Source organism: Pararhizobium gei, assembly GCF_029223885.1.
GTDB classification, from domain to species: Bacteria; Pseudomonadota; Alphaproteobacteria; order Rhizobiales; family Rhizobiaceae; genus Pararhizobium; species Pararhizobium gei.
Genome location: NZ_CP119409.1, coordinates 2,618,800 through 2,642,533, shown reverse-complemented (window position 1 = coordinate 2,642,533; position 23,734 = coordinate 2,618,800). Strand labels below are relative to the sequence as shown.

The window sequence follows — 23,734 nt, the reverse complement described above, 5'->3', positions numbered from 1 at the left end:
TTACTTCATCTCAGCGTTCGTATCACGGAATCTTGATCGCTATCTGTTGTGGAAATCCAATTCCTGGATGCTTCCGGGAAGAACAATACCCCTTCATCGCCAATGGAAAGCTGCACCGAGCGCGTGCTTTCCGGCAGTCGGCGCGTCGTTTTCACGCGTAGCGGCGCTTCGAGGCTGGCGACGCGGACGAGAAACTGCTCGAATTCGCCATGAAAGCTCCGCGCCTCGATCGCACCTGGAATATTGCCCTTGTCCGGCGAAATCGAAATCCCCTGGGGACGGATATAAACCACCGATCGCTGGCCCTCCTTCAACTGCAGCGGATGCGGAAAACTGCCGATCGGCGTTTCGATTCGGTCCGCCCTGGCAATGCCGGACACCTTGTTGAAATCGCAGAAGAATTCCGCGGCGTAGGGACTTGCAGGCCGGTCATGCAGGTCGTAGCCCGAGCCAATCTGCACTATCTCGCCGGCGCGCATAAGAACAACCCGGTCGCCTGCCGACAGGGCTTCCTGTGGATCATGAGTGACCAGGATCACGGTCGTGCCAAGCGATTTGAGCAGTGAAAGCGTGTCGTTGCGAACCCTATCTCTGAGGCCTTGGTCGAGATTGGAGAAGGGCTCGTCCATCAGCAGGAGATCAGGCTGCGGCGCAAGGGCCCGTGTCAGCGCCACGCGCTGTTGCTCGCCACCGGACAGCATATGGGGAAAGCGGTCCGCCAGATGGGCTATCCCGATCAGTTGAATAGCGTCGGATGTCCTCCTGGCGGCCTCGGCCCTGTTGCGACGCTTCAGGCCGAAGAGGATGTTCTGTTCCACGGTTAGATGTGGGAACAGGGCATAATCCTGGAAAACAAAGCCGATGCGGCGAGCTTCGGGCTCAACAAATGTCGCCGGTCCCGACACTTCCCTGCCATGAAGCAATATTCTACCCGTATCAGGCGTGTCTACCCCGGCGATCAGTCTGAGCAAGGTTGATTTGCCACAGCCGGATTGACCGACGAGGCAAATAATCTCGCCTTTGTCTACGGACAGGGAAACATCGGCCACCGCGGCCGCCGATCCGAAGCGACGTGTCAGATGCTGGATCACAACGGCGCAATCTCTGGTGTTTGTAACCACAATTCATATCCTCTTGACGGAACGGCACCGCCCTGCTGATGTTGATACCCAACTCCCGGCAAGGTTCGCAACTCGCGTCGGCTGACAAACGCGTCTACTCCGCTCACCTGAGGGTATCGTAGCAGTGTCAAATGGGCGGTTCTGGCACCAGCGGGCGACCCGACGCGCATGCTTGGGAGCACGGCTTTAACGACTGTCCTGATCTGGAAAGTTCCCGTTCGCGTGTTTTTGAGCCAAGCCGCCTCCGCGGGGCGTCTGTCAAACGTTTCCGTCTCGTGATAAGGCACACCATCCTGCATAATCGGCACTCGCGCCCGGTAGACCACACTGCCGTCCTTTCGCTTGTGCGCACTGATCGCTTCCCAATTTGATCCACGGATATTGCTGGATTATTGGAGTTGGTCCAAAATGAGCATCAAAAATACGGAGAAGAACTTGCTGCAAGAGCCTGTACCAGAAAAAAATACCGGATATTTCAAGGCTCCCGTCTTCGCCGTTGCACCGATGATCGACTGGACGGACTAGGCCGCAGGGCAGGGGATTGCGGGGTCGTGTTGTACTTTTTGTTGTACCGGTCGATGCAACACGAGATGCGGGGTAGGTACCCATGCAAAGGAGCCGCAGTGTGAATGAAGATGGTTTTAGGATTTGGCGACACGCGTTGGGTAAGCAGGATTTCATCGATATTTCCCTGGAGGAATATGAAGCTTTAAAAAACGCTCGATATGTTCTGACTGAAATGACATCTTTTGAAGAGAAGTTTTTTGCCGTAAGCGAAAGCTATAAAACGGTGGAGCAATTCATACATGAGGCGACCCTCGACACGCTTCTCGGTCGCCAGATCGACATTCCAGGCATCCGCGGAGTAGGAGCGGAATTCGGCCGGGTTACATCTTTGCTGCTCTCCTCTATCCGAATGTATCAGGACACGATGGGCAGCCATTTTCGAGAGATAACCGGCAGCGACAAAGCGCTGGAAAAGGCCAAATCTTTAAAGTCCGACAAGTACGACACAAGTTTCGAATACCGCTTCATGGAAGCAGTTAGAAACTACTCGCAGCACCGCTCCTTCCCTGTCCATAGTTCAAAGTACGGCGGAAATATGAATAAAGAAATGTCAGAGATTACATATGAGACGGAATTCACTTTTGACGTCTCTAAAGTGGTTGACGACAAATTTAAGACAGCAATTAGATCAGAAGTTGCAGATCGCGGCGGCACAGTTAGCCTAAAATCTGCGGTACGTACATATTTTGCAGACATTTGTGACATTCACAGTTCCGTTAAAGAACTTGCAAAGCACGAAGTTGCCGATGCCGAGACAGTGATGAAACGTTGGCAAGAAGAGTGGACATCCGTTACAGGGAGCGAACGCCTAGTCGGAATATGTGCAGTCCGCTTCGAAGGAGAGATTCTGGACAAAGCTTTTCCGATTATTTATATCGGGCCTCAGTTGGATGAATATCGTCTGCGTCTAAGGCAAAAAACCGACCCATTGACCAATTTGCACATAAAGCGAGTGAAGCTCTGACGCATTACTTTGCGGATTTCATTGATGTTGTCTGCATTAAACCGCCTTGCGCAACGTCCTCCGCCTAGTACCCCCCGATTGATATTTTTTCTATCTTTTCTCTCTCGATTCGAGGTAATTTTAAGAAAAGATTCGGCCGCCCCCACGTCGAGCTCATTTCCCCCAATTGTCCCATTTCTCAAACCGCTTGAGTTCTGCACGACCTTCCTTCGTTATGGACCATTCCTGCTCGCCCTTGCTGCTTGTGCCGCCGTTTATGACAACACCAATTGCGCTTAGCTTTTCCATCGTCTTTAGACCTGCTCGCGGAATCTGATCGATAAGCTTCCGGCGTGGATGTTTTACCATGTAGCGCAGAACGTCCATCTCGCGACCGTTAAGGCCGAACAGCGGCCTATGCTTGGCTCGCTCCTCAGCTTGCCACGTGAAATATTCCAAAGTGCCTGGCGTTCGCGCGGCTTCGTCATGCTTCTCTTGGCGCTCCTGGTCTTCCACGTCACGCCAGAATTTCGTTTCGTCTAGCCATTCATCTGTGACGTTTAGCATGAGGGAGGAGGCGGCAGTGGCCCGCACTATGATGGCCCACCCCTCGTCGCTGTCGGCACTGTCTATGAACATTCGGCGCTGTACGTTGTAAAACTTAAAAGCTTCAGCCAGTACGTCGTAGCGGGCGATTGTATCGCCAACGTTAGGGCAGGAGCCGCCATAGCTTGTGATTTCCCCACCACCCAACGATTCGATTGAGCTGTCTTCAACAAGCTCATACAGACGGATGGTGTATTTCAGGCTCACTTCGTGCCGTCCCGCAGACGGACGCCATTGTCGATGAATTCCACACCGGCCGCCTCAAGGGCGGATTGGAGGGCAGCAAGCGTCTTGCCGTTAGCGGAGAAGAGCGCCCCTTCAATTTTTTCTAGGCGTTTTACAGTCTCAACTGACACTCCAGCCTTCTCGGCAAGTGTCGATTGGTCCATCCGTTTAAGCGCCCTAGCTGCGCGAAGCTGCGCTGATGTAATCATATTCCACCCCAAGTATAAAAGAATGCACGTCAGGTGTTGACACCCCAGGGGCATTCGAATACCCTTAGAGTGTATTCGTGATTTGCACAACAAAGGACGCACCCACCATGCGAACGACCACCCATGCCCTGCCCACAGACAGACTGGCGCTGCCAAGACGTTTGATTCCAAGAAGACCGCGGCAAGCAGCCCCCTTCGTCCACCCCATCACCAGCGACACGATGGCACCAACCTACATCGCGCACAACAGCAGCGTCATCTGCCTCCCGGTCGATGCCTATGTCTGCGAGGGCGTTTACCTCATCGACGGAGAGCTATTCCGCTGCCAACGAGACGGCAACTATATCGAAATGTGGCGCGACAATCCGGCATGGACCCGATACCGGATCCACCTCGACCTGTTCAACGAACGTGCCTTAGCGCTCGTGGTTGCCGACATCACGGCTCGCAACGCAATCGGCACCGATATGCTCAGGGCGGTGGCAGCATGAACGCGCTCAATCATTCCAAATTCACGCTCTCCCTCGCCAATCTGATCCAAGCCGATAATGACGCGTGCGCCGCAGTGGACGAGGCGGATGCCGCAGGGTTGCCTATCGGCCAGATCACTACGCACCATGCCATCATGGCCTTCCGCTGCCGGACGCTTCCTGAGATACGCGCCAAGCTCGCTTGGATGACCGAAAACGGCACAGGCTTAGACGGCGAGCAAGAGGCCTTTCGCATGTTGGTGAATGACCTCGACGCCCTGATCGCGGGTGCACGGCAATGAACATCTCCACCGAACGCGCCGTCCTCACCGCATCGCTTTTCCTCAAATTCGCGAGAATGACCGAGCCGCAGAAGGTTCTCGCCCGGCAGGTCATGTGCTGCCGCTCATGCGGCGCAGAAACGACTTGTCGTGCTGGTCAGTTATTCCTTGAGGAATTGCGCACGCTGCCCGTCTGCCCGCGTTCCACAAGGGGGGCGGTTCAATGACGCCTTCCACAGAACAAGCCACTCGGAACGCAATGCTTTTCGCCAAATTCGCAGCGCTCACCCCGCCGGAGCGGAAACTGGCGCTCCGAGCGATGGAATGCCTCGCTTGTAAAAACATCAGGACCTGCGACATCGGTCAAGCGTTCTGCCGCAAACCCCGCACCTTTCCAGATTGCCCCCTGAACAAATAGAGTTTCCCGTCGGCTGTTGACCGCATGTCCGGCCGTCGGGGTTTTTCTTTACCAGTGGCCAGCGCGATACCGCCGTCGCCCACAAAAGACGCGCGCTGCCAGCCGTCACTTCGAAAGAGGTGGCGGCTTTTTTGTTGTGTATTAGGATGAGGTTGTGTGGCATTCCCATAGACTTCGCACGGCGTGAATGAGAGGATGCTGTGATGAGCGGAAGTGGCAAATTTTACATTGCTGACAATCATATATATGGCCCTCGCCACAGCGGTCGATTTTATATCGACGGCAACCACATCTACGGCCCCAAAAACAGCGGACGCTTCTATATCGATAACAACTACATTTTTGGGCCGCATCAATCTGGCCGATGGTACATCAGCGGCAACTACATCTACGGCCCCGGTCCCGGCGATCCGCCATTCATGGAAGACGCCTAGCTGACCCCTCGCACGTGACGGACAACTTGTCCGTCACGCCCTATGTACACCCACATCAACTAACCGTGACCCTAACCGGCCCGCTCACCGGTCCGGGATAGCCGTAGGTATTGGACGGCACCGCGAAGAAGTCCCATGTACCTGCCGGCACTAACGTCGCGTTGCCGTCGGTCAGCGAATACGTCGTCGATGGCGTTGCCGCGGTTGAAGTTGACAACACCGCTTTGTTGGAATCGAAGTCTTCGCCTTCCTCCATGCGCCATAGGGTAACCAGGGCGTTTTTCGCATTCGCGCTGGTCGTGGCTGAAAACGTTGCATGTCCGGCCGTCTTGCTGGTGAACGTAAAAGCGGTCAGCGCAGTCGGGCCGGTTGTAATCGTCGCCAGCGATGCAATGACAGAACCAACTGCCGCCACATACGACTGAGTTTGGGCCAGAACCGGGAGGTTTTGCTCGACGTACGCGTCGAACTTATTTGCGTCCGCGTCGAGCTTGGTGGCGTCGGCCGTTAGCTCTGCCAAAACAATTGGATTCGAAATCGTGCCGCCCGCGACAAGAGCCCGAATGTTTGTGGCCGCTGTCCGCTTGGCCGGCGCCTGCCCGTTTCGCAGGGCGATACTATCGGCTGTGCTGGTGATAGAGGCACTGCCTTTGGCTGACTTAGCATTCAAATCGGCCAGCATGCCGTCGAGCCATCTGACTCCGTTTTGCAGTAGTTGTGGCATTTGTAAGCCTCACAAAGAAGCCCGCGCGATGGCGGGCTGTGTTGGTGGGTGGGTGGGTCTAGGCGGCCTTTCTGTCTGGGTTGATCTTTTCGCCGACGACATCGGGCCATGTGCGCAGCGTTTCGGTATGAGCGCCCTCTGCGGTGACGGTTGTCAGATCACACTGGCCGCCGATGCCGTAAAATTGCGGCCAGCCAGCAACGCTTTTTCCGAGGTGACTACGGAAATGCTCCATCATCTCCAGGCCTTGGGTGCGGATCCAGGTTTCGGGGTTTTCGCCGTGCTCGGGCATCCGAATCCATGACAAATCGCCACCGTCGAATGGGCCTGCATAGTCCGCAAGGTCAAGAGACACCATCTCGAACGCGTCATCCCCTTCGGTAGAAAACCGCAGGCAAAAACCCCCACGTTGCTCAGTCCAGCCGGCAAGTGTGACTTCAACCATATTCTCGCCAGAAACAGCCGCGCGAAATTCTTCACTCTTGCGCCACTGCGGCATTTTTGCCGACAATGCGGCAAGGATGTCTTCAATTCCAAACCGGTCTGCACCTTCGGAGATCCAGGCGTCAAATCGGTCGCCCTGAGCTTTGTCGCCGCGCGTGGCCACCACGAACGGTACGGTTCGGGCTGCTGTAACCTTGCAACTGATTGAATGAACGACGCCGTCCCGGTCATAGGTTGCACCGTCCGTCAAAAGGTACACCGCCTCGGGAGTGGCAACGGATAAGATTGCGCTCATTTTAGAAACTCCAATTTCAATACAAAGTGGCCGCCAATCGCTGCATCCGCAATCGCACGCCCGATTTTTTCACCGTCAACAGCGGCCTTGATGCCAGCCATCAGGACGCCGCTCACGGCTTCGCCTGCCTCCTCCGCCTTGTCGCGAACCTTTTGCTGCTGCTCCGCCAACCGCTCCGCGGCCGATGTGGCGCGGGCATACGCTTCGGCTGCCGCGTCTATCTCAGCGGCAAGTGCTGGCGTGTTGGCCTTACCGGCAGCCATAGCGGCGGCCAGCAGTTCGTGAGCAGCCGCTGCCTTGTCGACTGCAAAACCGTAATCATCGACGAGCGGGTTCAGCGCAGCCTGTGCGGCATACGCGGCGTTGAGCGCGGCCGTGCGTTCCTTGATTTGCGCTAGTTCACGAGCAAAATCGTCCAGCTCGACTTTCTTTTCCTTGCCCGGCTTGGACTTCGCGTCGTCAACGGGATAGTCGGACAGCTTCACCGGCTTTACAGGTACAGTTGGCACCGCGGCGGGCAAGCGGCTGGTTTTTGGCGCTGCGCCAGTCCCTTCAAAGGCGCCTTCTATGCGACCCTGAATCGCGTCTTCCGTAATTGCGGTGCCAAGAGGCTTGCCGTTGAATAAATCGTGGTTCAGCTTTCCCAGCTTGTCGAAAATGCCGGGAATGCCGCCCATCATTCTCTTGAATTCGGACGCTTTGTCGACGCCTTCAGAAAGCCAGCCAACGAAAGTGCCCAATTCCGAATCCGACGCTTGAACAACGATCTTGCCAAAGCCTTCGATCGTTGAGGCCAGTTCTTCAATGGTGCTGCCGAAGCGATCGGAAGCACCCGTAGCCGTATCGATCTTGCCGGCCGTATCAACAAGCACATTCTGCAGTCGGACGAACTGTTGGGCTGTCGTCGTTGCGGCTCCGGCGACCTTCTCGTCTAGCGTCTTTGAGCCTTCAAGAAATGCCCTGAAAAATGCCTCGCTCGAAACCTTTCCGTCTTTTACCAACTTCGTCAGGGCGGCAACGGAGCCGCCAGCATCCTCCAATCCAGCGGCTACTGCCTGAAGGATTGGCCGACCACCATCCAACAGACTGCCGAATTCCTCCATCTGGACGGTGCCGCCACCAAGGAGCTGTGACAATTGCAGCAAAGCGCCGCTTGCCTCGCCAGCCGATTGGCCGGACACCTTCAGCGCGACGGCCACTTTGTCGCTGAATTTCAACAGATCCGCCTGGCTGGCACCAAGCTCGCGCGCAGAGCCGGAAGCACGCGAATAGAGTGTCACCAAGGCCTCTATTGGTGCCGCGTTACGCTGTGCCGAAGCAAACAACTTGTCGTAAACGTCAGTGAGTGCCGCGCCCTCTAGCCCGGCCACTTTCAGTGCGTTCTGGGCGTTCTTGGCAGCATCGGCCAAACGGCTTGCCGCCTGAAGGGATGCGCCGGCCGCGAAGACACCAGCGATGCGGCCAGCCGCGGCGCCAGCAACGCCACCAAGCCGGTTGATTGCGCTGCCAGCCTTGCCCAGCGATTTCGACATCGAGCGGTCGATGTCCTGGCCCAACTTGTCGAACTTCCTGGCCGCCACGCCCGTCGTGTCGCCGATCGCCGCTTCGACCTTTTTCAAGGATCGGCGGAGGGTGGCAACGTCAGTGCTGATGGAAAGAATCAGGTCATCTGTCTTGTCGGACATTACATCTCCCCATCGTCGAAGGTAGCATCCTCTGGTGGCACGCCAGCAAGGGCAGCGGCGAGGATCAGGCCAGCGAGCCCCGCGTATCGGAGCGGGCCGTTGGCAGCGAATGCATCATCTATCCACGACGACGCGCCCCGACGGCGGGTAGACGACGTCATGAACATCATCTGAAACGTTTCTGGCGTGTCTTCCGGTTTTGGGCGCGGTCCGGTCGAGAATTCAAGGACGGATCGGACGAGTTCGGAATCCCATCCGTTTTCGCGAATTCGATTCAAGTTATACAACGCTGGTCCGAACACGCGTTCGAAGTGCCGCAAGTCGGAGCGATGAATCTCGCAATGATATGTCTCGCCGTTAATCTTGGCGCTAATGCCCGTTGCGAGCACGGCTTTGCTGTCCGCCGGGGTGGCGATGGAAGAGTTGGTCATTTTGAATGTCCTGTTAGTTGGGCGCCGCAACCAGAAGTTAAAATGCTGGACACGCAATTATAAGCGAGTCATGATATGCTGCGGTCAATGGGGGTTGGGAAACATGGTTTCGCTGATTGTGACAACGTTAATTTTTACTGCTGATCCTAAGACAGCGCTTGTTCAAAGCTCGCAGGTGAATACTGTCGCACAGTTCTCAACGATGGAAATGTGCACGCGTGCGCTCGGAGCTGTCAATTTGCGTTGGCGGAACATTGAGCGCCGGGGTTGGTGTGTACCGACATCGCAGCCAAATTAACGTCGATGACAGCCGCCGACCTCAACATTTCAATCAAAAAAATGCGTGCGTTTGACCACGACCGGTATGCGGTTTGGGAGGCGAAGGGGATCGTTGACACCCCTCCCACCTGCGTTTCCAAATTTCAAATTTTGCGGACGCAAGAATCTGCTTGGGCCGACGGTAAGGAGGCAGACGACGGTAGAGCGGCGATGTACCCCCGGAGGGGTGCATCAAATCGCGCAAACCCGCCCCGGTTGGGTATCGGCGTTGGACAAGAACACACGCTCCCGCAATTGAGAATATGACCCTTGGCTAGTTCGAAGTTGCCGGCCGCATCCTAGACAAGATGCCTATCGTGGTCGCATGCGCCCCGCGGTCGGCTATTGATACCTCGCCAAGGTTTGCCTTCGCAATGATACGGAGCGGTCTGTGGCCCGTCCTATCCCATCTCTGGTCGATTGCCCCGAACGATATCGACCATGCCTTGAAACGCCCAAGGCGAGCGCCCTGCAGCACGTCATCGCCTATGTCAGTGAACGGGCAGTCGTATTCGACCCACAGCCCCACTTCATCGCACCGAATGCGAAACGCCTTGTCCTCAGTCGTGGTGATAGTCTGGCCCTTGTCATGGTTGATGCGCAATGGCACGGGACGTGGAAAGGCTAGCGACCGGGGGCGAAAGACCTCGTCATAGTCGGGCCGCACAGGTGAGGGAACACCCCAACGAAGCGCATAGCCGCAGACCGTTCGGCTGCCAGGTGTAGGCGGCCGGCCGCTCTCCGTCAGCCACATCAGAGCCCGCGAGCCTTGGCTGCCGCCTGCATCTTGGCCTTGGCTCTCGCGGCCGGCTTGTTGCGGCGCTCGCGAAGAATGGCGACGACTTCATGGGGGTCGGTCGGCAAAAGCTCACGCTTTCCGTCCACAAAGGTCCACCGCTTATCGGCACCGTTTTCGCGGCGGTCTGCGTGTTCGATTCTGCTCATTGCTGCAGTTCCTTTGGAGTTTCGGACTTTGAGATGAAGCCGCCGTCAGCGGCATCCTTCAACCAGATAGCCAGGCGGTCGGAGCGATGTCCGAGGATCCGGTCGGCATGCATTGGCGCCATGGCGCCGGTCCAGGCGATGTCGTTCGTGTTCAGCTCGTCGATCAGCACCAGCAGTTCGGAATGAGCGTCGTGAGCCGACAGCAGGGCGTCAGCAACCGCTTTGACCCGTGCCGCGTAGACGGGCCGCACCTCGTCGCAGATCGTCTTGCTGGCCCCAAAGCGGGCTGTGGTTAGGCGCTGTTGCGCGATGTCGATGGCAGCGCGGAGGTCGACACGTTCAGCGGCGATTGCCTTCAAGCGGCTTCGGAGACCATCGGGCGCCTCGTCGTCATCTGGCAACGCGTCGCCTAGCAGGGCGGCAACGCGACCGGTTTTTTCCGGTATGGCAGGACGGTTTGCAAGTCGGTGCATTAGCTCCGACTCTTCCTGGTCAAGCTTCGAACTGGCGGCACGGAGGCGAGCAACGAGGTCTTTTGCGGCGGCATAGCCAGGGTCGGCGTCGGCGAGGCTGCGGACAATTGGTGCAGGCGCTGGTGTTGGTTTCTTCAACATTATGGTTCCTAAAATTTGACTGCGGTTTCGTATCGCTCCGACAGCCGACGGCGGCCGGCGCGGACTTCGGGCGCATTGCGGATCGCGTTGGCCAAGCGGACAAAGATTTCCGGGCCGACGCGGATTTCTCGATCGAAGGCCGGCCGTGCGTGCCGCTCTGCGGTGGCGAAGGTGCTGGTTCGAACACCGTTGTCATCGCCGCGGAAGGTCAGCGTTGCGCCCGGTGCCGCCGCGTCAATCCGAAGCTCTAGCAGGTCGTTCGGTGCATCGATGAAGTTGGCAAGCGTTTCGGCGAATGCCGTGCCGCGCGAGATAGGTGTCATGGCCAGATACGGCCGAATGTTAGTCGTCCCTATGAGGACGGCCAGCAGGAGGGTCGCCGTCTCCGCGCTGTCGATTTGCTCTGGACGACCTTGTATTCCCCGCAGCAACCCTTCGCCGCGAAGTCGGTCGGCGTGCCAGCGGCTAGTGTTTTCCGGAAGCCGCAAAACATCATCGATGATTGCACAAGTTTGCTTAGCGGTGGCCATTAGGAGGCACCGCTTTTCATATGTGGCATTGGAGCCTCCAAATTTTGAATGGATGTTTTGGGAAAGAAAATGCCCTGCAGAGGGGCAGCCTCATGCAGGGCGGGTGCGCTGTCGTTGCACCGAAACTGGAAAATGACTTCGCGCGTGAAACTAGGAATTTGACGGCGACTACCTTTGTGGGATTAGGAGCGCCGAAGGCTGTGATGCGACACAGCCGAAACTAAAAAAGGACCGCCGTTAAGCGATCCTCCCGTGTATTACCTTGGCGGTGTGTTTTAGGTGTACCTATGCGGCACGACCCAGAAAGCGTGCTTGATCTGCAGCCAGTTCGGCCCGACGTCGTTCTACATTTCGGTCGGCTTGGGCTTCGGCGGCCCGCTGCTCTGCCTTGATCGAACCCCACTCTTCGCGGACAGCATCAAGCGCGGCATAGACCAAGGCCTTGCCGGCCGATTCCGCCTGCTTTCCCTTGAAGCTGCGAGCCTCGCCGATTTCACCCATAGTGAGCCCGCCAAGTACAGCATCTTCGAACGGTGCGACGAGCGGACCCATAGCGCGCTGCAAACGAGGCAGCACTTCCCGCAAGTCGATCTGCGCGATCAGAACTCGCTCGTTGAACCTGACGCCCATGCAGCGCATCCGGACAACCGTTTTCTCGCCGGCCTGCTTGGCCTGCCCAGAGGATCCCGCAAACTTCGAAAGTTGCCGCGTTCCCTTCCGGATCAGATCGCCCCCAGCGACCTGATCGTCCGGCCACTCATTTTCGGCCGCCTTGTCGATGTCCTTGTCTGTCACGGTCGATCGCTGTTCGACCTCTATGCCATCCGCTGCCGTGGTCGGATCCTGCCCTTGAAGAGGGTTCGCTTCCATGATGGCGACGAGGCCGCGGTAATGCTCGATCATCTGCGCATCCTCGTGCTGACCGTCACGCCGTAGCTTGTCGAGGAAGGGCCAGGATACCGGCTCGCGGTTATCGTTGGCTGGCTTAGGGCTTGGCTTCCATGCGCGCTGTACGGGCCGCTCGGTGGGCTTCACGACAGTGATAGCTACCGACGTGGCGGACATCGCTTCGGTAAGGAAGGATCGGGCTTCCTGTTTGTTTGCGGGGATCTCGTTCGGGAGGCGGAAATCGAATTCGGCGTTATCATTTGCTACGTCGAAGATAGGTTTTTCCAAAGGTCGCACCCTTTCGGAAAGAGGAAGATGCCAATGCGGCGGGCTGCTAGAATTTTGACAATAGTTTAAATTTACAAAATTGTCAAGATAGTATTGCGTTTGAATATGAGATGTGATAAAAGCCGCGCCTTTTTTTTGGGAGAACCTAACGGGCCATGGAACCGCACTGCCGATTGAAAGTTCGAGTGGCGCTGCGACAACCCCCCTGAACCGCAGCCGGCCGCAATCCCCGCGGCCGAACTGCCCGGTCGCGCCTCCTGGCGACCGGGCTTTTTCCTAAATTATGTAATGATTTCTCGCGCGCGCGTTACGCGCGATCGCGTGCGCGCGATGGAAAAACTGTATTTGGGTTAGCGCTGTTCTTCCCGACCGGTATGGGGTTTTGGAAGTGAGGAAGTTTGGATGCCCCCGGTGGGTTCAGTTGCATTCTGCAATGGATAGGATAATCTCAATGGGACAATTACTTTCAAAATGCGGTGGGTAAAATGCGGATTTTTTTGGTGGCGATCGCAAGCATTTTTTTGTTAACCGGGTCGATACCCACCAGCGACGCTATGGATCCTTGCGCCGGATGCCCTCGCTGTTGCAACAACAGTCACTGACGTAGTTATGTGGATCACCAGAACTGTATTGAACGAATACCTTGATGTACTCACGAAAATATTAAGTATTGCAGCCATTCTCCTAGTTGCCGCACAGTTCATGTTCGGGGTGACGATCTTCGCGAATCGTACTGGTGAACTAACCGATCGGTTCACGGACAACGTTCTCCCTCTGGTTGTGATTGCCGACGCTGGCACGGCCGAAATGAATCAAGCCATCGTGTCGAACGATCCGGCGGCTTTCGAATTGTCGGTCGAAAACTTGGTCGAAACAGAAAAACTATACGGCAAATTGATAAGTGGCGTAGATGCTGCGGAAGCTCTCATTCGATGCCATAGCAGTTACTTTTGCACCGTTGACAGTTATCGAGACTTCGAGCAGGTGATACGCCGGTTTTGGTATACCTTCCGTATCGCCATCATCAAGCAGCGCGGAAATCTTTTGCCAAAACAATTCGGGGCTATGATCGAGGCTGAAGCTGCGCGGATTCTGAATGCCGAACGCGAAGCTGGACGCCTGCCTAAATAGGTGCTGCTTTCTATCACCGCCTGCTGCATTCCGTGAGGTCGTTGTGGGTCGTGCATTGGTACCGGCCGGCGTCGCTTTGGCAGCCGGCGAGCAGGACAAGCAGAAGAAGAACTGGCACTCTGTCTTCCTTCCGAGTGGCGCCTAATCTTTCGTTAACCATTTCGGCGCATCTTTTAGGTAAGCGCAGCGTTTTCCCCTCCAGCGGCGCTTTCCGCGGGGTTTCTCCCACTCGCGATGAATATTCGGCCTGCTCACAAACCGAGCAGGCCGTTTTTTTTGGGCTACTTGTCTCGGCTTGGCGCCTTCAGGCCCTCGCACCGGAATTGCTCGCTACCCGATAGATAACGGCGTCTATCGCCGCCCCGCATATCCTTATGACGGGCGCAGGCTCCGTTGGTTTTATGCGGTTTGCACAGTCCGCACGCCGCGATGCGAGGGCGCTTTCGTTTGTGATGCATTGATGTCTCCGACATTTGCCGGTGCGGCCCGATGCCGCCCGAGCGTGTGTCGGAAATGAAGAAGATGGTTGCTCATAAGCGGGATTATAGCATAGTTGGGGAAGGAGGGCGTTGCAGAACGGTAACAGCATGTTGGACAATCGTGCTGTCCGAATGCATTTCTAACGTAGACAGCGTGTAGAAAATGCTCTGAATAGGAAGTCTCAACAACAGGAGACGAACATGAACACCAATACATTTCAAGGCACAATCAAAAATATACTGATCGCGGCAACCAAACGCGGTGCTAGTTCTGTCCGAGTCAATTCCGGAGAAGTACACCGGGAGGTCGGTGGCTACCCAGGCACTAATCACAGGATGCCGATGTGCTGCGATGCTATGTACTCATTTCAAAGGTCAGGCGATCGCGTCATTTCCACACCACTCAAGGGCAAGGGTGCCTCTCTGACAATCGAATATATGCTGCCGCGATAATTTGCGTCACCCCGATTTTGCGGCACCACTATTTTTGATACAACACACTGCGGCACACCCCCATCCTCAAGGGATTGGGGGGTGGTGCCGCAAGTATTTGTGAGACCTGCGGCACTGCTTTTGCGTCACCTCAATTGGGTGGTGCCGCAACCGGTTTTACATGCGGTGTCACGCGGCGGTATGCGTCCTGCATCTGGACGACCTCAAGTTCGCCAGCATCTATCCAAGCGGCCAGCATTTCCTTTGCCTTTCGTTTGTCCGCCCGGTCTCTGACGTCGAGGTCAAAGAACTCACCGACAAGCTTACCGGCCCAGTTGGCAGCCTGCTCGCTGGCTTTGTAGTCGCTCCCAGCCAGTCGCATTTTGAAGCCGGCAAACGTGTCCGCGGGCACCTCCTCAACAAGGGCGGCCCGGTCAGCAGCCAACCTTTCGGCCATGGCGTCCTTCGATGGCCAGCGCTGATGCGTGCATCTTGCTTCTTGCAAACGAAGCAGTCTAGGATTGCATTTAACGATTAAAGGAGAAGGTAGATGAGAGGTTTGTATCTGCTAAGTATGTTGTCGATTTGTTCGACATCATTCGCTCAAGAATTAAAGCCAACCGATCTTTCAAAGCTCAATTTTGACCGAAAAGCGTTTAGCATTTCCACGCTTATGCCGAAACAGTTCCCGAGGCAGTGCCCTAGAGTAGACATAATCCGCATACGGAAAGATTTTAGTGCCATCAACGTAAATGGCTACACCATCGGTCACGCTTCTGGACTGCAGTTCCCAACCAGCGGTGGCCCGATGTTTGTTGGCAGGGAAGGCCTTTCAATCGAAACCAAAACCCTGCCTGACAGCCCAATTGTCGATTGCAGAAAAATTGATGTGGATCTTTCCCTGAACGGCCAAACCGGGAAGTTGGCAATTCAGGGTATACCGTTGGGAACATTTGACAGGTTTGTCTGGACCGAAGACAATTTGCGCGCAATACTTGGCGCGGGATCTGTAAATAACGACCTCTCAGATATCACAATTTCTGAGTCTGACTCGGGTCTATCTGGGCGTGTGACCAGCGGCCCAAGTCGCCCGCAGCCTAAAGACGATGGTGGAAACGGAGGCCCTGATACTGGTCAACCTACGGAAAATCCATTCCCCGGCCCTAAGACAACCCCAGACTGCTGCAGAGGGGGCGCGTAGCATTTGGTGTTACTGCTGCACCTGTTGGGCAAGCTGACTGCGACATTTTAGTCCGTCGATTTCTTCCGGTAGACACCGCCGGCCGTTGTTGGGTATATTTCGCCATCACCGTCCGGATCTTCACGGATGACGACGAAGTCCAGGCCGGTGCTTGAGTTGATGACGCCCACCACCCGCACTGGCTCGTCGAGTTCATTGAAGGCATCAAACGCCTCAATGGCCGTCATCTGAGGATTTTCTATTTCCTCGGCCTCATGCTTTGAAAATGCTTTCGAGACTGCATCTTCGACTGCATCGTAAATATCTTCTCTTTCCATTTCAGATTCCCATCTGCTGACGGGGCGCATCGTTACGTGTTACGTTACTGATACCCCCCCCCTAAAGGGTGGGGGAGTAACGGTAACAGTGGTAACGCGTGACGCCGAACCCCGTGGTAAAAAACGTTACGTTACCAAGAGCGTTACCATCACACCGTTGGTAACGCGGTAACGGTCCACATTTCATTTTCGTCTTTGCTAATTAAACCCTTGCTTTCGAGTTTGGGTTTGCCGACTGAAAAACGCTTGCGGTGTGCGCCTGCAGTTATGTCGGCATCTCGGAATCCATCGAACGCTTCACGCCATGCGGCTTCCGTTGCCGGCTGGTCGATACTGGCGAGCGCGTCGAGGACGGGCTTCTCACTGGCGCTTGCAGCCGGTGCGGCTGCAGCTACCTTTGCCTTTGCCGCTACCTCTTTCGGTCCAGCCTCTTCGACCAGAACCGGCGACGGAGCGGTGCCGATGTAGTCGCCTTCTTCATCGTCCCATAGCTTGGTGTCGAAGCTCTTGAGCGAGTAGTAAAACTTCGGCCGGTCGGGATTGTCGCTGTTCTTCTTCACGCTGGCGATACGCTGGCCGCGCTTGTTGGCGACGTGGATGCTCATGTCGATCGCGGCATTCAAGCTGCCATAACCACGCATGCGATCATCGCCGCTAACCGGGCTATGATGGATCAGCATGATGTGGCTGCCCGTCAGGCGGCGCGCTGTGTGCAAGCTGCGCAGGGCGGCGCCCATGTCTCTAGGGTCGCTGTCGCTGCCGTCCTGCAGTGCCATGGCCAACGTGTCGATGATAGCCAGATTGAAATCCGGCTGATAGTCGCACACCCCCACTCCAGACGGATCCGTGCACATGTAAGTCCCTTTGCGAGCATCGAACATTGTCTCGGCAATCAACTCGCCAGCGTCTGGATCGCGGATGTCGAAGACTTCTTCGCAAACCGCAATGGCTGGTTCGAATTCAATTTCGCGTTCCTGGCGATAGGCATAAATCCGTCGCTCGACCTGTGCAGGGCGCTCAAGTGCAAAGTAGACGACACCAGCCGGCCACCACTCGCCGTTTGACTGTAGCATGCCAGCGTTGCGTCCGAACCACGGTTGCGCGGTAGCGGCGGCCATAGCCATGTTCAGTGCGAAGTTTCCTTTGCCTGCATCGGGGTCGCCATAGACAACGCTCAACTCGTCCAGTGCCACGAGACCGTCAATCACGAACTGCTTCGGGCCACGCGCCTCGAACAGATCTGGCGAGCGCCAGGCCATCGCGGGCTTCGGCTGGCGCCAACCTGGCGTGAATGGGTCGTACTCCTGGCGCGGCTTCATACTGCCGCCTCATACGCTTCGAGGGCCAAAGCGGTGAGTTGTTCGGCCAGTGGCTTGCCGAAGCTTGCGGCCTGTCGCTGACCGCATTGCGGCGCGTAGATCATGTGGCGGCCATCGGGGTGCCGTATAAGTCTAAGTCCATATAGGCGCAGATCGTCGGTCATCTGGACATCGACGAACGCGATGGCGTCGCGGGGCTTGGCGTCGGCCAGGCGGTGGCAATAGAGTATTTTCATATTTGTCTCCTGTTAAAGCGCACGAAGGCGCGCCCGCCGGGTTGTCCGGCAGGTGGTCGGTGGTGGTGGGGTGGAAAGGGTTAGGCGGCCGCCTTGGCCGCAACGGCGGGCAAATATGGCGATATGCAGTCAATCACTTCGTCTTGCTCAAGGTAATTACGTTCAAGCAATGCCAAGGCTAGGATGTCGATTGCAGTCCAATTGTCGAGCACCAGGCGGCGGGTCCGCTCTAGCAGTTTCACCCATCCGGCTCGCCTTCCGGCGAGAATGCGCAGATCCTCGAAGATGGCTTCCGCTGCTTCGAAATCGCTGACGCCAACCCGCATCAATCGGGATTCCCATCGCATTGCCAGCAAGCTCCTGCATCCTTGCGAAAGCACATCCGCAAATGGTCCCGCTATACAGGACACGATTTCCCATTCGGCGGCTTTGATGCGGGCAGGAACAGCTTCTGGAGTGTGTCTGACGTATGCTTCCGCGATCTGTCGGCCAACTCCACCGTAGACAGGGATGGACTCGCAGAGCCCCCAACAGATAACAGGTAGCGCCTTCCGACCGAAGACCATGTTCGTCCGACCGGGCCTGATTTGCAAACTGTGGACACTATGAGGATTACCGAAAATTTCGATGGCAGCGAGTATGTGTGCGACAGCATGGGCTGCCTCATGTCTCGCGACATGTTGCCAAACTGGATCGTTCGGTGGCGGGCACATCCTGATCGTTTCCCGCGTCACTCGGATGCCCTCGCGGCAGCGCGGACATTGTCATTGGCGTGCGCATATACCGCGGTGCGACGCGTACCGGTCAGCCAGTTGTCAAGATCGCATGAGGCGTACAGGACGCCGCCGCCAACCTTCATGTAAACCGGCCCAGTGCCGGTAAGGCGGGTCTTATTCAGCCAACTAGGTGACTTGCCGATATATGCCGCCGCTTCGATTGTTTTCATTTTAACGCTTGACAATTGATTTTTCCTCCGATAGAACTTGACCACGACATTAAGATTTTCGCTGTGCGTTTATGCAAAGCCGTAGGTGTATAGTTTATTCGGCTGCGGTTGTCAATGCGTGTCACTTCCTTTTCTTTGTTGGCAGATTTTCTCTAGCCAAGGCCAGTCGGCGAATTTGTCGCCTTTCTCTCGAATGTCCGTATAGCGCTTGAGGCTGTTCCAGCTTCGATGCCCGCTAACGCTTGCAGCGAGTGGGATAGTCCGGCCCATTTCAAATAAACGGCTGACACCTTCATGGCGAAGATCGTGAAAGTGCAGGTCGTCAATCTGCAAGAACTGGCATGCGCGGGTGAATGCAGCGCTAATGGCGTCCGTGGTGTATGGGAAAATCTCTGATTTCGATTTTGGCATCGTCTTGACGATGCGCAACGCTTCCGGCGGCAGTTCAACCCACACGTTGTTGCCCCGCTTCTGGCCGGGGTGCTTCATGTCGCGAACAAGAATGCGGCTATGGGGTTCATCAAGGTCTGCCCACTCAATTCGCGTTATCTCCTCTTGCCGACGCGTGGAGAACATAGCGAAAGCGACTATCTTGTGCATTGGGGCCGACAGCGGAGCGCGCTCTTGTCGGTCGACGAAGTGCTGCATGATCTTGTCGAGTTCGGCGAGGGAAGGGCGCCGTGTCCTTTCGGAAGACTTGCTGATGTCGTTGCTGGCGAGCAGGGCTTGCTGCGCATCACGCATCTCCTGCAAGGGCAGGGGCATGCCCAACAACGGCCTTCCGGCGCGAAACACCGCGGATAGGTGGCTTATGTAGTTTGCGACTGTTTGTGGCTTCCTGCCGCCAAGGCGAAGGCTATGCGCGAAGTCGGAAATGTCTTTTGCCGTGATCGACTCGCATGCCTTCGACGCTATCGGATAGTCCTTGATGGACTTGAGACATTGCGTCTTTGTACGCCCGATATCCGTTACGCGAGCCGTGTATGCGTCAATTGCCTCGGCAAGCGTGGCGGACGTCCTTGAGGCGCGCTCTAGGCCGCCGGGCTTATCAAGTTCGGTCTCCCGATGAACTATCCAAGAGTTCGCCTCGCGCTTGCTGTCGAAGGTCTGCGCCTCTCGCAAAACAATCTGTCCGCCTTTCTTGCGGAGGATTTGCGCGGTATAACCCGTCGTCCCGTCCTTGCGCTTGCGAGCCGTGATCGTTCCCATGGTACAACACTCCTTTGCCGAGTACGACAATGTTGTACCTCACCATGAAAAATGGTGCAACACGTGGAAAAAGCCTGACAAAACTTGACACAACACGCGACACCTAACGAATTGAATTTCTACAGAAAAGCCCGCGAAGCAGGGGCTCCCGTCTTCGCCGTTGCCCCGATGATCGACTGGACGGACCGTCATTATCGGTTCCTGGCGCGGCAATTGTCGAAGCACGCGCTGCTCTACACCGAGATGATCGTCTCGGAAGCCATCCTTCGGGGCGACCGGGATCGGCTTCTCGGGTTCGAGACCGCCGAGCATCCCGTTGCGTTGCAACTCGGGGGCAATAATCCAAGCCGGATGGCCGAGGCGGCTGAGATCGGCGAACAATTCGGCTATGCCGAAATCAACATGAATGTCGGCTGTCCCTCTGACCGCGTGCAATCCGGTACGTTTGGCGCCTGTCTGATGCGACAGCCATCGCTGGTCGCTGAATGTGTGGCGGCGATGAAAGCTGCGGTCTCGGTCCCGGTGACGGTGAAATGCCGGATCGGGGTGGATGATCAGGATCCAGAACAGGCGCTTCGCGATCTGGTCTCGCTGGTCAAGGACGCCGGCGCGGATGGGGTCTGGGTCCATGCCCGCAAAGCCTGGCTGCAGGGGTTGTCGCCGAAGGAGAACCGCGATGTTCCGCCGCTGGACTACGGCCTGGTGCATCGCCTGAAGGCTGAAAATCCTGGTCTTTTCATCGGGATCAATGGCGGTCTTGCGACTTTGAATCAGGCTCGTGAGGAACTGCATCACGTGGATGGCGTCATGCTGGGCCGGGCGGCCTATCACGATAGCGGGCTGCTGACGGGGGTGGACCGGTTTTTTCCGCATCCGATGACGGGAGCCTTACCAGTCGATGCGGATGAAGAGGATTTTACCGCGGCCGGTCACCGGCAGTCGCTGGAATTCTGGGCCGATGTTCGTGACGCGATGATGGGGTATGCGGACCGGCATATTGCTTCGGGCGGGCGGCTTGTTCATGTGACACGGCACATGGTCGGACTGTTTCAGGGCTGGCCGGGTGCACGGCGGTTCCGGCAGATCCTGTCGGCGGATGCGACGCGGGCCGGGGCGGGGCCGGCGGTCATCGCGGCGGCCTTCGAGGCTGTTTTTGCCGCGGCGGAGGCGCGGCAGGCGGCGGAGTGACTGTCGGCTGCGACCTGCGGCATAAAAAAACGGCGCCCGAGGACGCCGTTCAATGGGGTGATCGCCAAGCGATCCGATCCGGCTTAGTCAGCCTGGATGTTGACGGCCTTCGGGCCTTTGCCCATGCGATCCGGCTCGGTGTCGAAGGTGACCTGCTGGCCGTCCTTCAGGGTCTGGAGGCCGGCGGCCTGCAGCGCGGAGATGTGAACGAACACGTCCTTGGCGCCGCCTTCCGGCGTGATGAAGCCAAAGCCCTTGTCCTGGTTGAAGAATTTTACGGTGCCCTTGGTGGCCATGGGAGAAGTCCTTATTTCCCTTGTTGATGTGTCCTCACCCCTGCCAGGGTGGAGACCTTTTTTCCCTCCGGTTTTGTCTTTATTCCGAAAGGCCAGTCGGAGTAGTCGATATCGGGGAAAGAACGTCTACAGTGCCGTTTCACGGGCACGCCCGGTATTCCGGGACCATACAGCCAGTCCAGTCTCCGGGATGCAAACGCCCGAACGCTGTAACAATTGGCAGCAATTCGTGAAAATTGCAAGCGAATATTCCCCTTGAATGCGACGCTTCGTCGCGGCTGGCGGTCGTGCTTTGCAACCCGTTTCCGGCGTCCCGAAGCGGCACAGGCCGCCGGGGAAAGGCCATTTTTGCCGCGCCGTCTCCACAATTTCGTCCCGGCAATGGCGGAAGAAGGGGCGGCGCTTCGCCTTGTCCCTTGATGGCGGGCTTGAGAGGCGGTAGGCGAGGGCAATGCAGGCGAGGGCAACGCAGGTGACGGCAATGCGGGTGATGGGCGGGGTGGCGCGGTGATCGACCCTTACGAGACGCTGGGCGTGGAGCGCGAGGCCGACGAGGCGGCGATCAAGGCCGCCTGGCGGAAAACGGCCAAGACCGCCCATCCCGACCAGGGCGGCGATGCCGACGCCTTCGGCCGGCTGCAGGCCTGCTACGACCTGCTGCGCGACCCGGTGCGCCGCAGGGTCTATGACAGCACCGGCTACGACCCCGAGCTTGCCGATCCCCGCGACCTCAAGGGCATCCTGATGCTGGAAACGCTGGTGAACGACTTCATCCTCGACGAGCGCGAGCCCGGCAGCTTCGATCCGCTCTCCGCCATGCGTCGAAAACTCTCCGACGATATCGTCAAGAGCCGCTTCCACATTCTCGAACTGGAGCGCCACCGCGCCCGTGTCCGCCAGCATATCGACCGGCTCGGCCGCCGTCCGGGCGCTGACGTGCTGGGCTCGATGCTGCGCACCCGCTCGCAATCCATTGCCGAGGCGATCCGCAACGCCGAGGCGCAGATCGAGGCGATCGAGCAGGCCTATACGATGCTGGAAGGCTATTCCTACGAGCTGGAAGCGCTGCCGCAGGTGAAGGCGGCGGAGTAGGGTTTTTGTGGCCCGGCTGGTCATCCCAGGTTGGGCGGCGCGGACGCGGGCGAGGCGATGAGGGAGGGCGTAGGCGCAGCCGGAGCCACAACGAAGCGGCCTTCGGCCCCCCCTCATCCGGCGCTTTGCGCCACCTTCTCCCCGGTGGGGAGAAGAGGGTGGTTGGGGCGGGCTTCTATCCATCATGGCTGTTTCGGTTGTCGGGGGCGTCGCGGTTGGCCCAGAAGGGCAGGGCGCGGTGCAGCCAGTGGGTGCGGGGCTGGATGCGGCGCAGGCATTCGGCGACGGCGAGCGCAAAGACGTCCTGCCGGGCGGTGGCGCCGATATGGGCGGTGACCAGGGCCGACAGGCGCGGGGCATAATACCGGGTTTTTGCCAGCAGCCGGTCGTAGAGCTGCCGCTCCGGCGGCGTCAGCAAAGCGAGGCAGGGCGGCGGCGCGGCCGACCCGACGCTGCAGCGCCGACGCCGGCGGCACCGGCGGCGCGGGCAAAACGTGCCGGGACAGCGGATCATCTCGATGCAGGAGCGCTGCAGCGCCTCGTCCAAGCGTGCGTCGGGCATGATACCTCCTCGGCTGGCACGGTTTTGCGGTCGCGCGGCCGGTTTTTTGGCCCGCGATTTCGGTTCTGGTGTCCTGCCGCGCCGGGCAGGTCGGTCGGGGCGCTCGCAAGAGCCTTATGGTGTGTGGGTAATGGCTCTCGCCAGCGCCCCGTTCGGCGGTTTCTGCCCGCAATTCCGGCGTCTCTGAGACCTGCTTGTTCAGCGGGTCCTGTGTGCCTCACAGGCACGCCCGGAGCCGCTTCTGCCTCCGGGGGGACGCCATTTTCTGCGAACCCCGGTGATGGGGACGTCCGTCCTTCCCCCACCCCCGGCGCCGGTCCCGCCTCGCTGCCACGGCTGGCAGTGTATCCGTGGCGGGACGGGAAGAGTGTACGCGGGTTTTCGGGGGCGCCGATGAAATTGAGGGGGAAAAAGTTTTACACAGGAATTTTTGAAGTGGGGGAATGGGGAAGGGGTTGTTTTGGTTGGTGATCTTGGCGCGGGGGGTTGGTGGGGAGGGGGATCACGCGAATGTGATATGCGCGGTTTGGGCGGGTTTTCGCGGTTCAAGACGTGCGAGTGCAAGAGGTACGTATTGGCGATTGCCTCCGGGCAAACCGAGTTAATGGTGTACTTGGCCGTTGTTGGATTGTGGGTACGCATTATGGGTACCCCGGCGCGCTCTTGCAGGCTTCAAGAAGCAAGGGCCGAGGCCCAGCCTCCCCATGTCGCCGGAGGGAGACCATTTTCCCCAAACCCGGCGCCGTCTCCGCCTCGCTGCCACGGCTGGCAGTGTATCCGCGGCGGTATGGGGGATTATGGCATGGGTGATGGTGGCGGAGAAAATGATGTGTGAAATTTCTCATTATTGCGCGGTTAGTATAACGTTCGGAGAGTGCCCGTGTTAAACC

At 57.5% G+C, this 23,734-nt stretch carries 28 protein-coding genes; 8 read left to right on the top strand and 20 right to left on the bottom strand.

Annotated elements, in window-relative coordinates; genetic code table 11:
- Positions 1 to 5 precede the first annotated feature (5 nt).
- A complete protein-coding gene (locus tag PY308_RS12930; protein WP_275783136.1) occupies positions 6 to 1,121 on the bottom strand; it encodes an ABC transporter ATP-binding protein in 1,116 nt (371 codons plus the stop codon).
- 625 nt (positions 1,122 to 1,746) lie between these two features.
- On the opposite strand from PY308_RS12930, the gene PY308_RS12925 reads away from it, so the two are divergent.
- Entirely contained in the window at positions 1,747 to 2,652 is a 906-nt protein-coding gene (locus PY308_RS12925) for a hypothetical protein (RefSeq protein WP_275783133.1), read from the top strand.
- Between the two features lie 153 nt (positions 2,653 to 2,805).
- Here the strand turns inward: PY308_RS12925 and PY308_RS12920 are convergent, their stop codons facing one another.
- Together PY308_RS12920 and PY308_RS12915 are read right to left on the bottom strand one after the other, a co-directional pair.
- Positions 2,806 to 3,444 carry a hypothetical protein gene (locus PY308_RS12920; protein WP_275783130.1) on the bottom strand — a complete coding sequence of 213 codons (639 nt, stop codon included), beginning with the start codon at positions 3,442 to 3,444 and terminating at the stop codon, positions 2,806 to 2,808.
- Positions 3,441 to 3,593 carry a hypothetical protein gene (locus tag PY308_RS12915; RefSeq protein ID WP_434064150.1) on the bottom strand — a complete coding sequence of 51 codons (153 nt, stop codon included), beginning with the start codon at positions 3,591 to 3,593 and terminating at the stop codon, positions 3,441 to 3,443. Before PY308_RS12915 ends, PY308_RS12920 begins: the two co-directional genes overlap by 4 nt.
- Before the next feature lie 185 nt (positions 3,594 to 3,778).
- Here PY308_RS12915 and PY308_RS12910 point away from each other — a divergent pair, with 185 nt between their 5' ends.
- The 3 genes from PY308_RS12910 (at position 3,779) to PY308_RS12900 (ending at position 5,274) form a co-directional block, all read left to right on the top strand.
- Positions 3,779 to 4,162, top strand: coding sequence for a hypothetical protein (locus PY308_RS12910; protein WP_275783126.1), 384 nt, complete (start codon positions 3,779 to 3,781; stop codon positions 4,160 to 4,162).
- The gene (locus tag PY308_RS12905; protein ID WP_275783124.1) at positions 4,159 to 4,443 is read left to right on the top strand and encodes a hypothetical protein; all 285 of its coding nucleotides are present in this window, start codon (positions 4,159 to 4,161) and stop codon (positions 4,441 to 4,443) included. Before PY308_RS12910 ends, PY308_RS12905 begins: the two co-directional genes overlap by 4 nt.
- Positions 4,444 to 5,043: 600 nt before the next feature.
- Positions 5,044 to 5,274: a hypothetical protein gene (locus tag PY308_RS12900; protein WP_275783122.1), complete on the top strand. Its 231-nt coding sequence runs from the start codon at positions 5,044 to 5,046 to the stop codon at positions 5,272 to 5,274.
- 55 nt (positions 5,275 to 5,329) lie between these two features.
- Here PY308_RS12900 and PY308_RS12895 read toward each other — a convergent pair whose 3' ends face one another.
- The 9 genes from PY308_RS12895 to PY308_RS12855 all read right to left on the bottom strand — a co-directional run bounded on the left by PY308_RS12895 (position 5,330) and on the right by PY308_RS12855 (position 12,436).
- Positions 5,330 to 5,998, bottom strand: coding sequence for a hypothetical protein (locus PY308_RS12895; protein ID WP_275783120.1), 669 nt, complete (start codon positions 5,996 to 5,998; stop codon positions 5,330 to 5,332).
- Positions 5,999 to 6,056: 58 nt separating this feature from the next.
- Positions 6,057 to 6,737, bottom strand: coding sequence for a hypothetical protein (locus tag PY308_RS12890; RefSeq protein WP_275783118.1), 681 nt, complete (start codon positions 6,735 to 6,737; stop codon positions 6,057 to 6,059).
- A complete protein-coding gene (locus tag PY308_RS12885) occupies positions 6,734 to 8,422 on the bottom strand; it encodes a tape measure protein (RefSeq protein WP_275783116.1) in 1,689 nt (562 codons plus the stop codon). Before PY308_RS12885 ends, PY308_RS12890 begins: the two co-directional genes overlap by 4 nt.
- A complete protein-coding gene (locus PY308_RS12880) occupies positions 8,422 to 8,853 on the bottom strand; it encodes a hypothetical protein (RefSeq protein ID WP_275783113.1) in 432 nt (143 codons plus the stop codon). Before PY308_RS12880 ends, PY308_RS12885 begins: the two co-directional genes overlap by 1 nt.
- Positions 8,854 to 9,445: 592 nt before the next feature.
- Positions 9,446 to 9,925, bottom strand: coding sequence for an HK97 family phage prohead protease (locus PY308_RS22975; protein ID WP_350339835.1), 480 nt, complete (start codon positions 9,923 to 9,925; stop codon positions 9,446 to 9,448).
- Entirely contained in the window at positions 9,925 to 10,116 is a 192-nt protein-coding gene (locus PY308_RS12870) for a hypothetical protein (protein ID WP_275783109.1), read from the bottom strand. The genes PY308_RS22975 and PY308_RS12870 overlap by 1 nt, the downstream gene beginning before the upstream one ends.
- Entirely contained in the window at positions 10,113 to 10,730 is a 618-nt protein-coding gene (locus PY308_RS12865) for a hypothetical protein (RefSeq protein ID WP_275783106.1), read from the bottom strand. The genes PY308_RS12870 and PY308_RS12865 overlap by 4 nt, the downstream gene beginning before the upstream one ends.
- Positions 10,731 to 10,738: 8 nt before the next feature.
- Positions 10,739 to 11,260: a hypothetical protein gene (locus PY308_RS12860; protein ID WP_275783104.1), complete on the bottom strand. Its 522-nt coding sequence runs from the start codon at positions 11,258 to 11,260 to the stop codon at positions 10,739 to 10,741.
- A 285-nt stretch (positions 11,261 to 11,545) separates the two neighbouring features.
- Positions 11,546 to 12,436, bottom strand: a complete 891-nt coding sequence (locus PY308_RS12855) for a hypothetical protein (RefSeq protein WP_275783101.1) — start codon at positions 12,434 to 12,436, stop codon at positions 11,546 to 11,548.
- 630 nt (positions 12,437 to 13,066) lie between these two features.
- Here PY308_RS12855 and PY308_RS12850 point away from each other — a divergent pair.
- Positions 13,067 to 13,567: a hypothetical protein gene (locus PY308_RS12850; protein WP_275783098.1), complete on the top strand. Its 501-nt coding sequence runs from the start codon at positions 13,067 to 13,069 to the stop codon at positions 13,565 to 13,567.
- A gap of 1,062 nt (positions 13,568 to 14,629) precedes the next feature.
- Here PY308_RS12850 and PY308_RS12845 read toward each other — a convergent pair.
- The gene (locus PY308_RS12845) at positions 14,630 to 14,935 is read right to left on the bottom strand and encodes a hypothetical protein (RefSeq protein ID WP_275783096.1); all 306 of its coding nucleotides are present in this window, start codon (positions 14,933 to 14,935) and stop codon (positions 14,630 to 14,632) included.
- Between the two features lie 93 nt (positions 14,936 to 15,028).
- Between PY308_RS12845 and PY308_RS12840 the strand changes: the two genes are divergently transcribed.
- Positions 15,029 to 15,679, top strand: a complete 651-nt coding sequence (locus PY308_RS12840; protein ID WP_275783094.1) for a hypothetical protein — start codon at positions 15,029 to 15,031, stop codon at positions 15,677 to 15,679.
- 47 nt (positions 15,680 to 15,726) lie between these two features.
- Here PY308_RS12840 and PY308_RS12835 read toward each other — a convergent pair whose 3' ends face one another.
- From PY308_RS12835 to PY308_RS12815, 5 genes are all read right to left on the bottom strand, one after another.
- Positions 15,727 to 15,996 (bottom strand): hypothetical protein, encoded by a 270-nt coding sequence (locus PY308_RS12835; protein ID WP_275783091.1) that lies wholly within the window; start codon positions 15,994 to 15,996, stop codon positions 15,727 to 15,729.
- Between the two features lie 149 nt (positions 15,997 to 16,145).
- Positions 16,146 to 17,315: an AAA family ATPase gene (locus PY308_RS12830; RefSeq protein ID WP_275783088.1), complete on the bottom strand. Its 1,170-nt coding sequence runs from the start codon at positions 17,313 to 17,315 to the stop codon at positions 16,146 to 16,148.
- On the bottom strand, positions 17,312 to 17,551 hold the full coding sequence (locus tag PY308_RS12825) for a hypothetical protein (protein ID WP_275783085.1): 240 nt from the start codon (positions 17,549 to 17,551) through the stop codon (positions 17,312 to 17,314). Before PY308_RS12825 ends, PY308_RS12830 begins: the two co-directional genes overlap by 4 nt.
- An 80-nt stretch (positions 17,552 to 17,631) precedes the next feature.
- A complete protein-coding gene (locus PY308_RS12820; protein ID WP_275783082.1) occupies positions 17,632 to 17,877 on the bottom strand; it encodes a hypothetical protein in 246 nt (81 codons plus the stop codon).
- 731 nt (positions 17,878 to 18,608) lie between these two features.
- Entirely contained in the window at positions 18,609 to 19,706 is a 1,098-nt protein-coding gene (locus tag PY308_RS12815) for a tyrosine-type recombinase/integrase (RefSeq protein ID WP_275783079.1), read from the bottom strand.
- A 168-nt stretch (positions 19,707 to 19,874) separates the two neighbouring features.
- Between PY308_RS12815 and dusA the strand changes: the two genes are divergently transcribed.
- Positions 19,875 to 20,894 carry a tRNA dihydrouridine(20/20a) synthase DusA gene (dusA, locus tag PY308_RS12810; protein ID WP_275791111.1) on the top strand — a complete coding sequence of 340 codons (1,020 nt, stop codon included), beginning with the start codon at positions 19,875 to 19,877 and terminating at the stop codon, positions 20,892 to 20,894.
- 83 nt (positions 20,895 to 20,977) lie between these two features.
- Here dusA and PY308_RS12805 read toward each other — a convergent pair whose 3' ends face one another.
- Positions 20,978 to 21,190, bottom strand: coding sequence for a cold-shock protein (locus PY308_RS12805; protein ID WP_037095903.1), 213 nt, complete (start codon positions 21,188 to 21,190; stop codon positions 20,978 to 20,980).
- 507 nt (positions 21,191 to 21,697) lie between these two features.
- Here PY308_RS12805 and PY308_RS12800 point away from each other — a divergent pair.
- Positions 21,698 to 22,282 (top strand): J domain-containing protein, encoded by a 585-nt coding sequence (locus tag PY308_RS12800; RefSeq protein WP_275783069.1) that lies wholly within the window; start codon positions 21,698 to 21,700, stop codon positions 22,280 to 22,282.
- 175 nt (positions 22,283 to 22,457) lie between these two features.
- On the opposite strand, the gene PY308_RS12795 is transcribed toward PY308_RS12800, so the two are convergent.
- Positions 22,458 to 22,844, bottom strand: coding sequence for a hypothetical protein (locus PY308_RS12795; RefSeq protein WP_275783066.1), 387 nt, complete (start codon positions 22,842 to 22,844; stop codon positions 22,458 to 22,460).
- Positions 22,845 to 23,734: the final 890 nt, after the last annotated feature.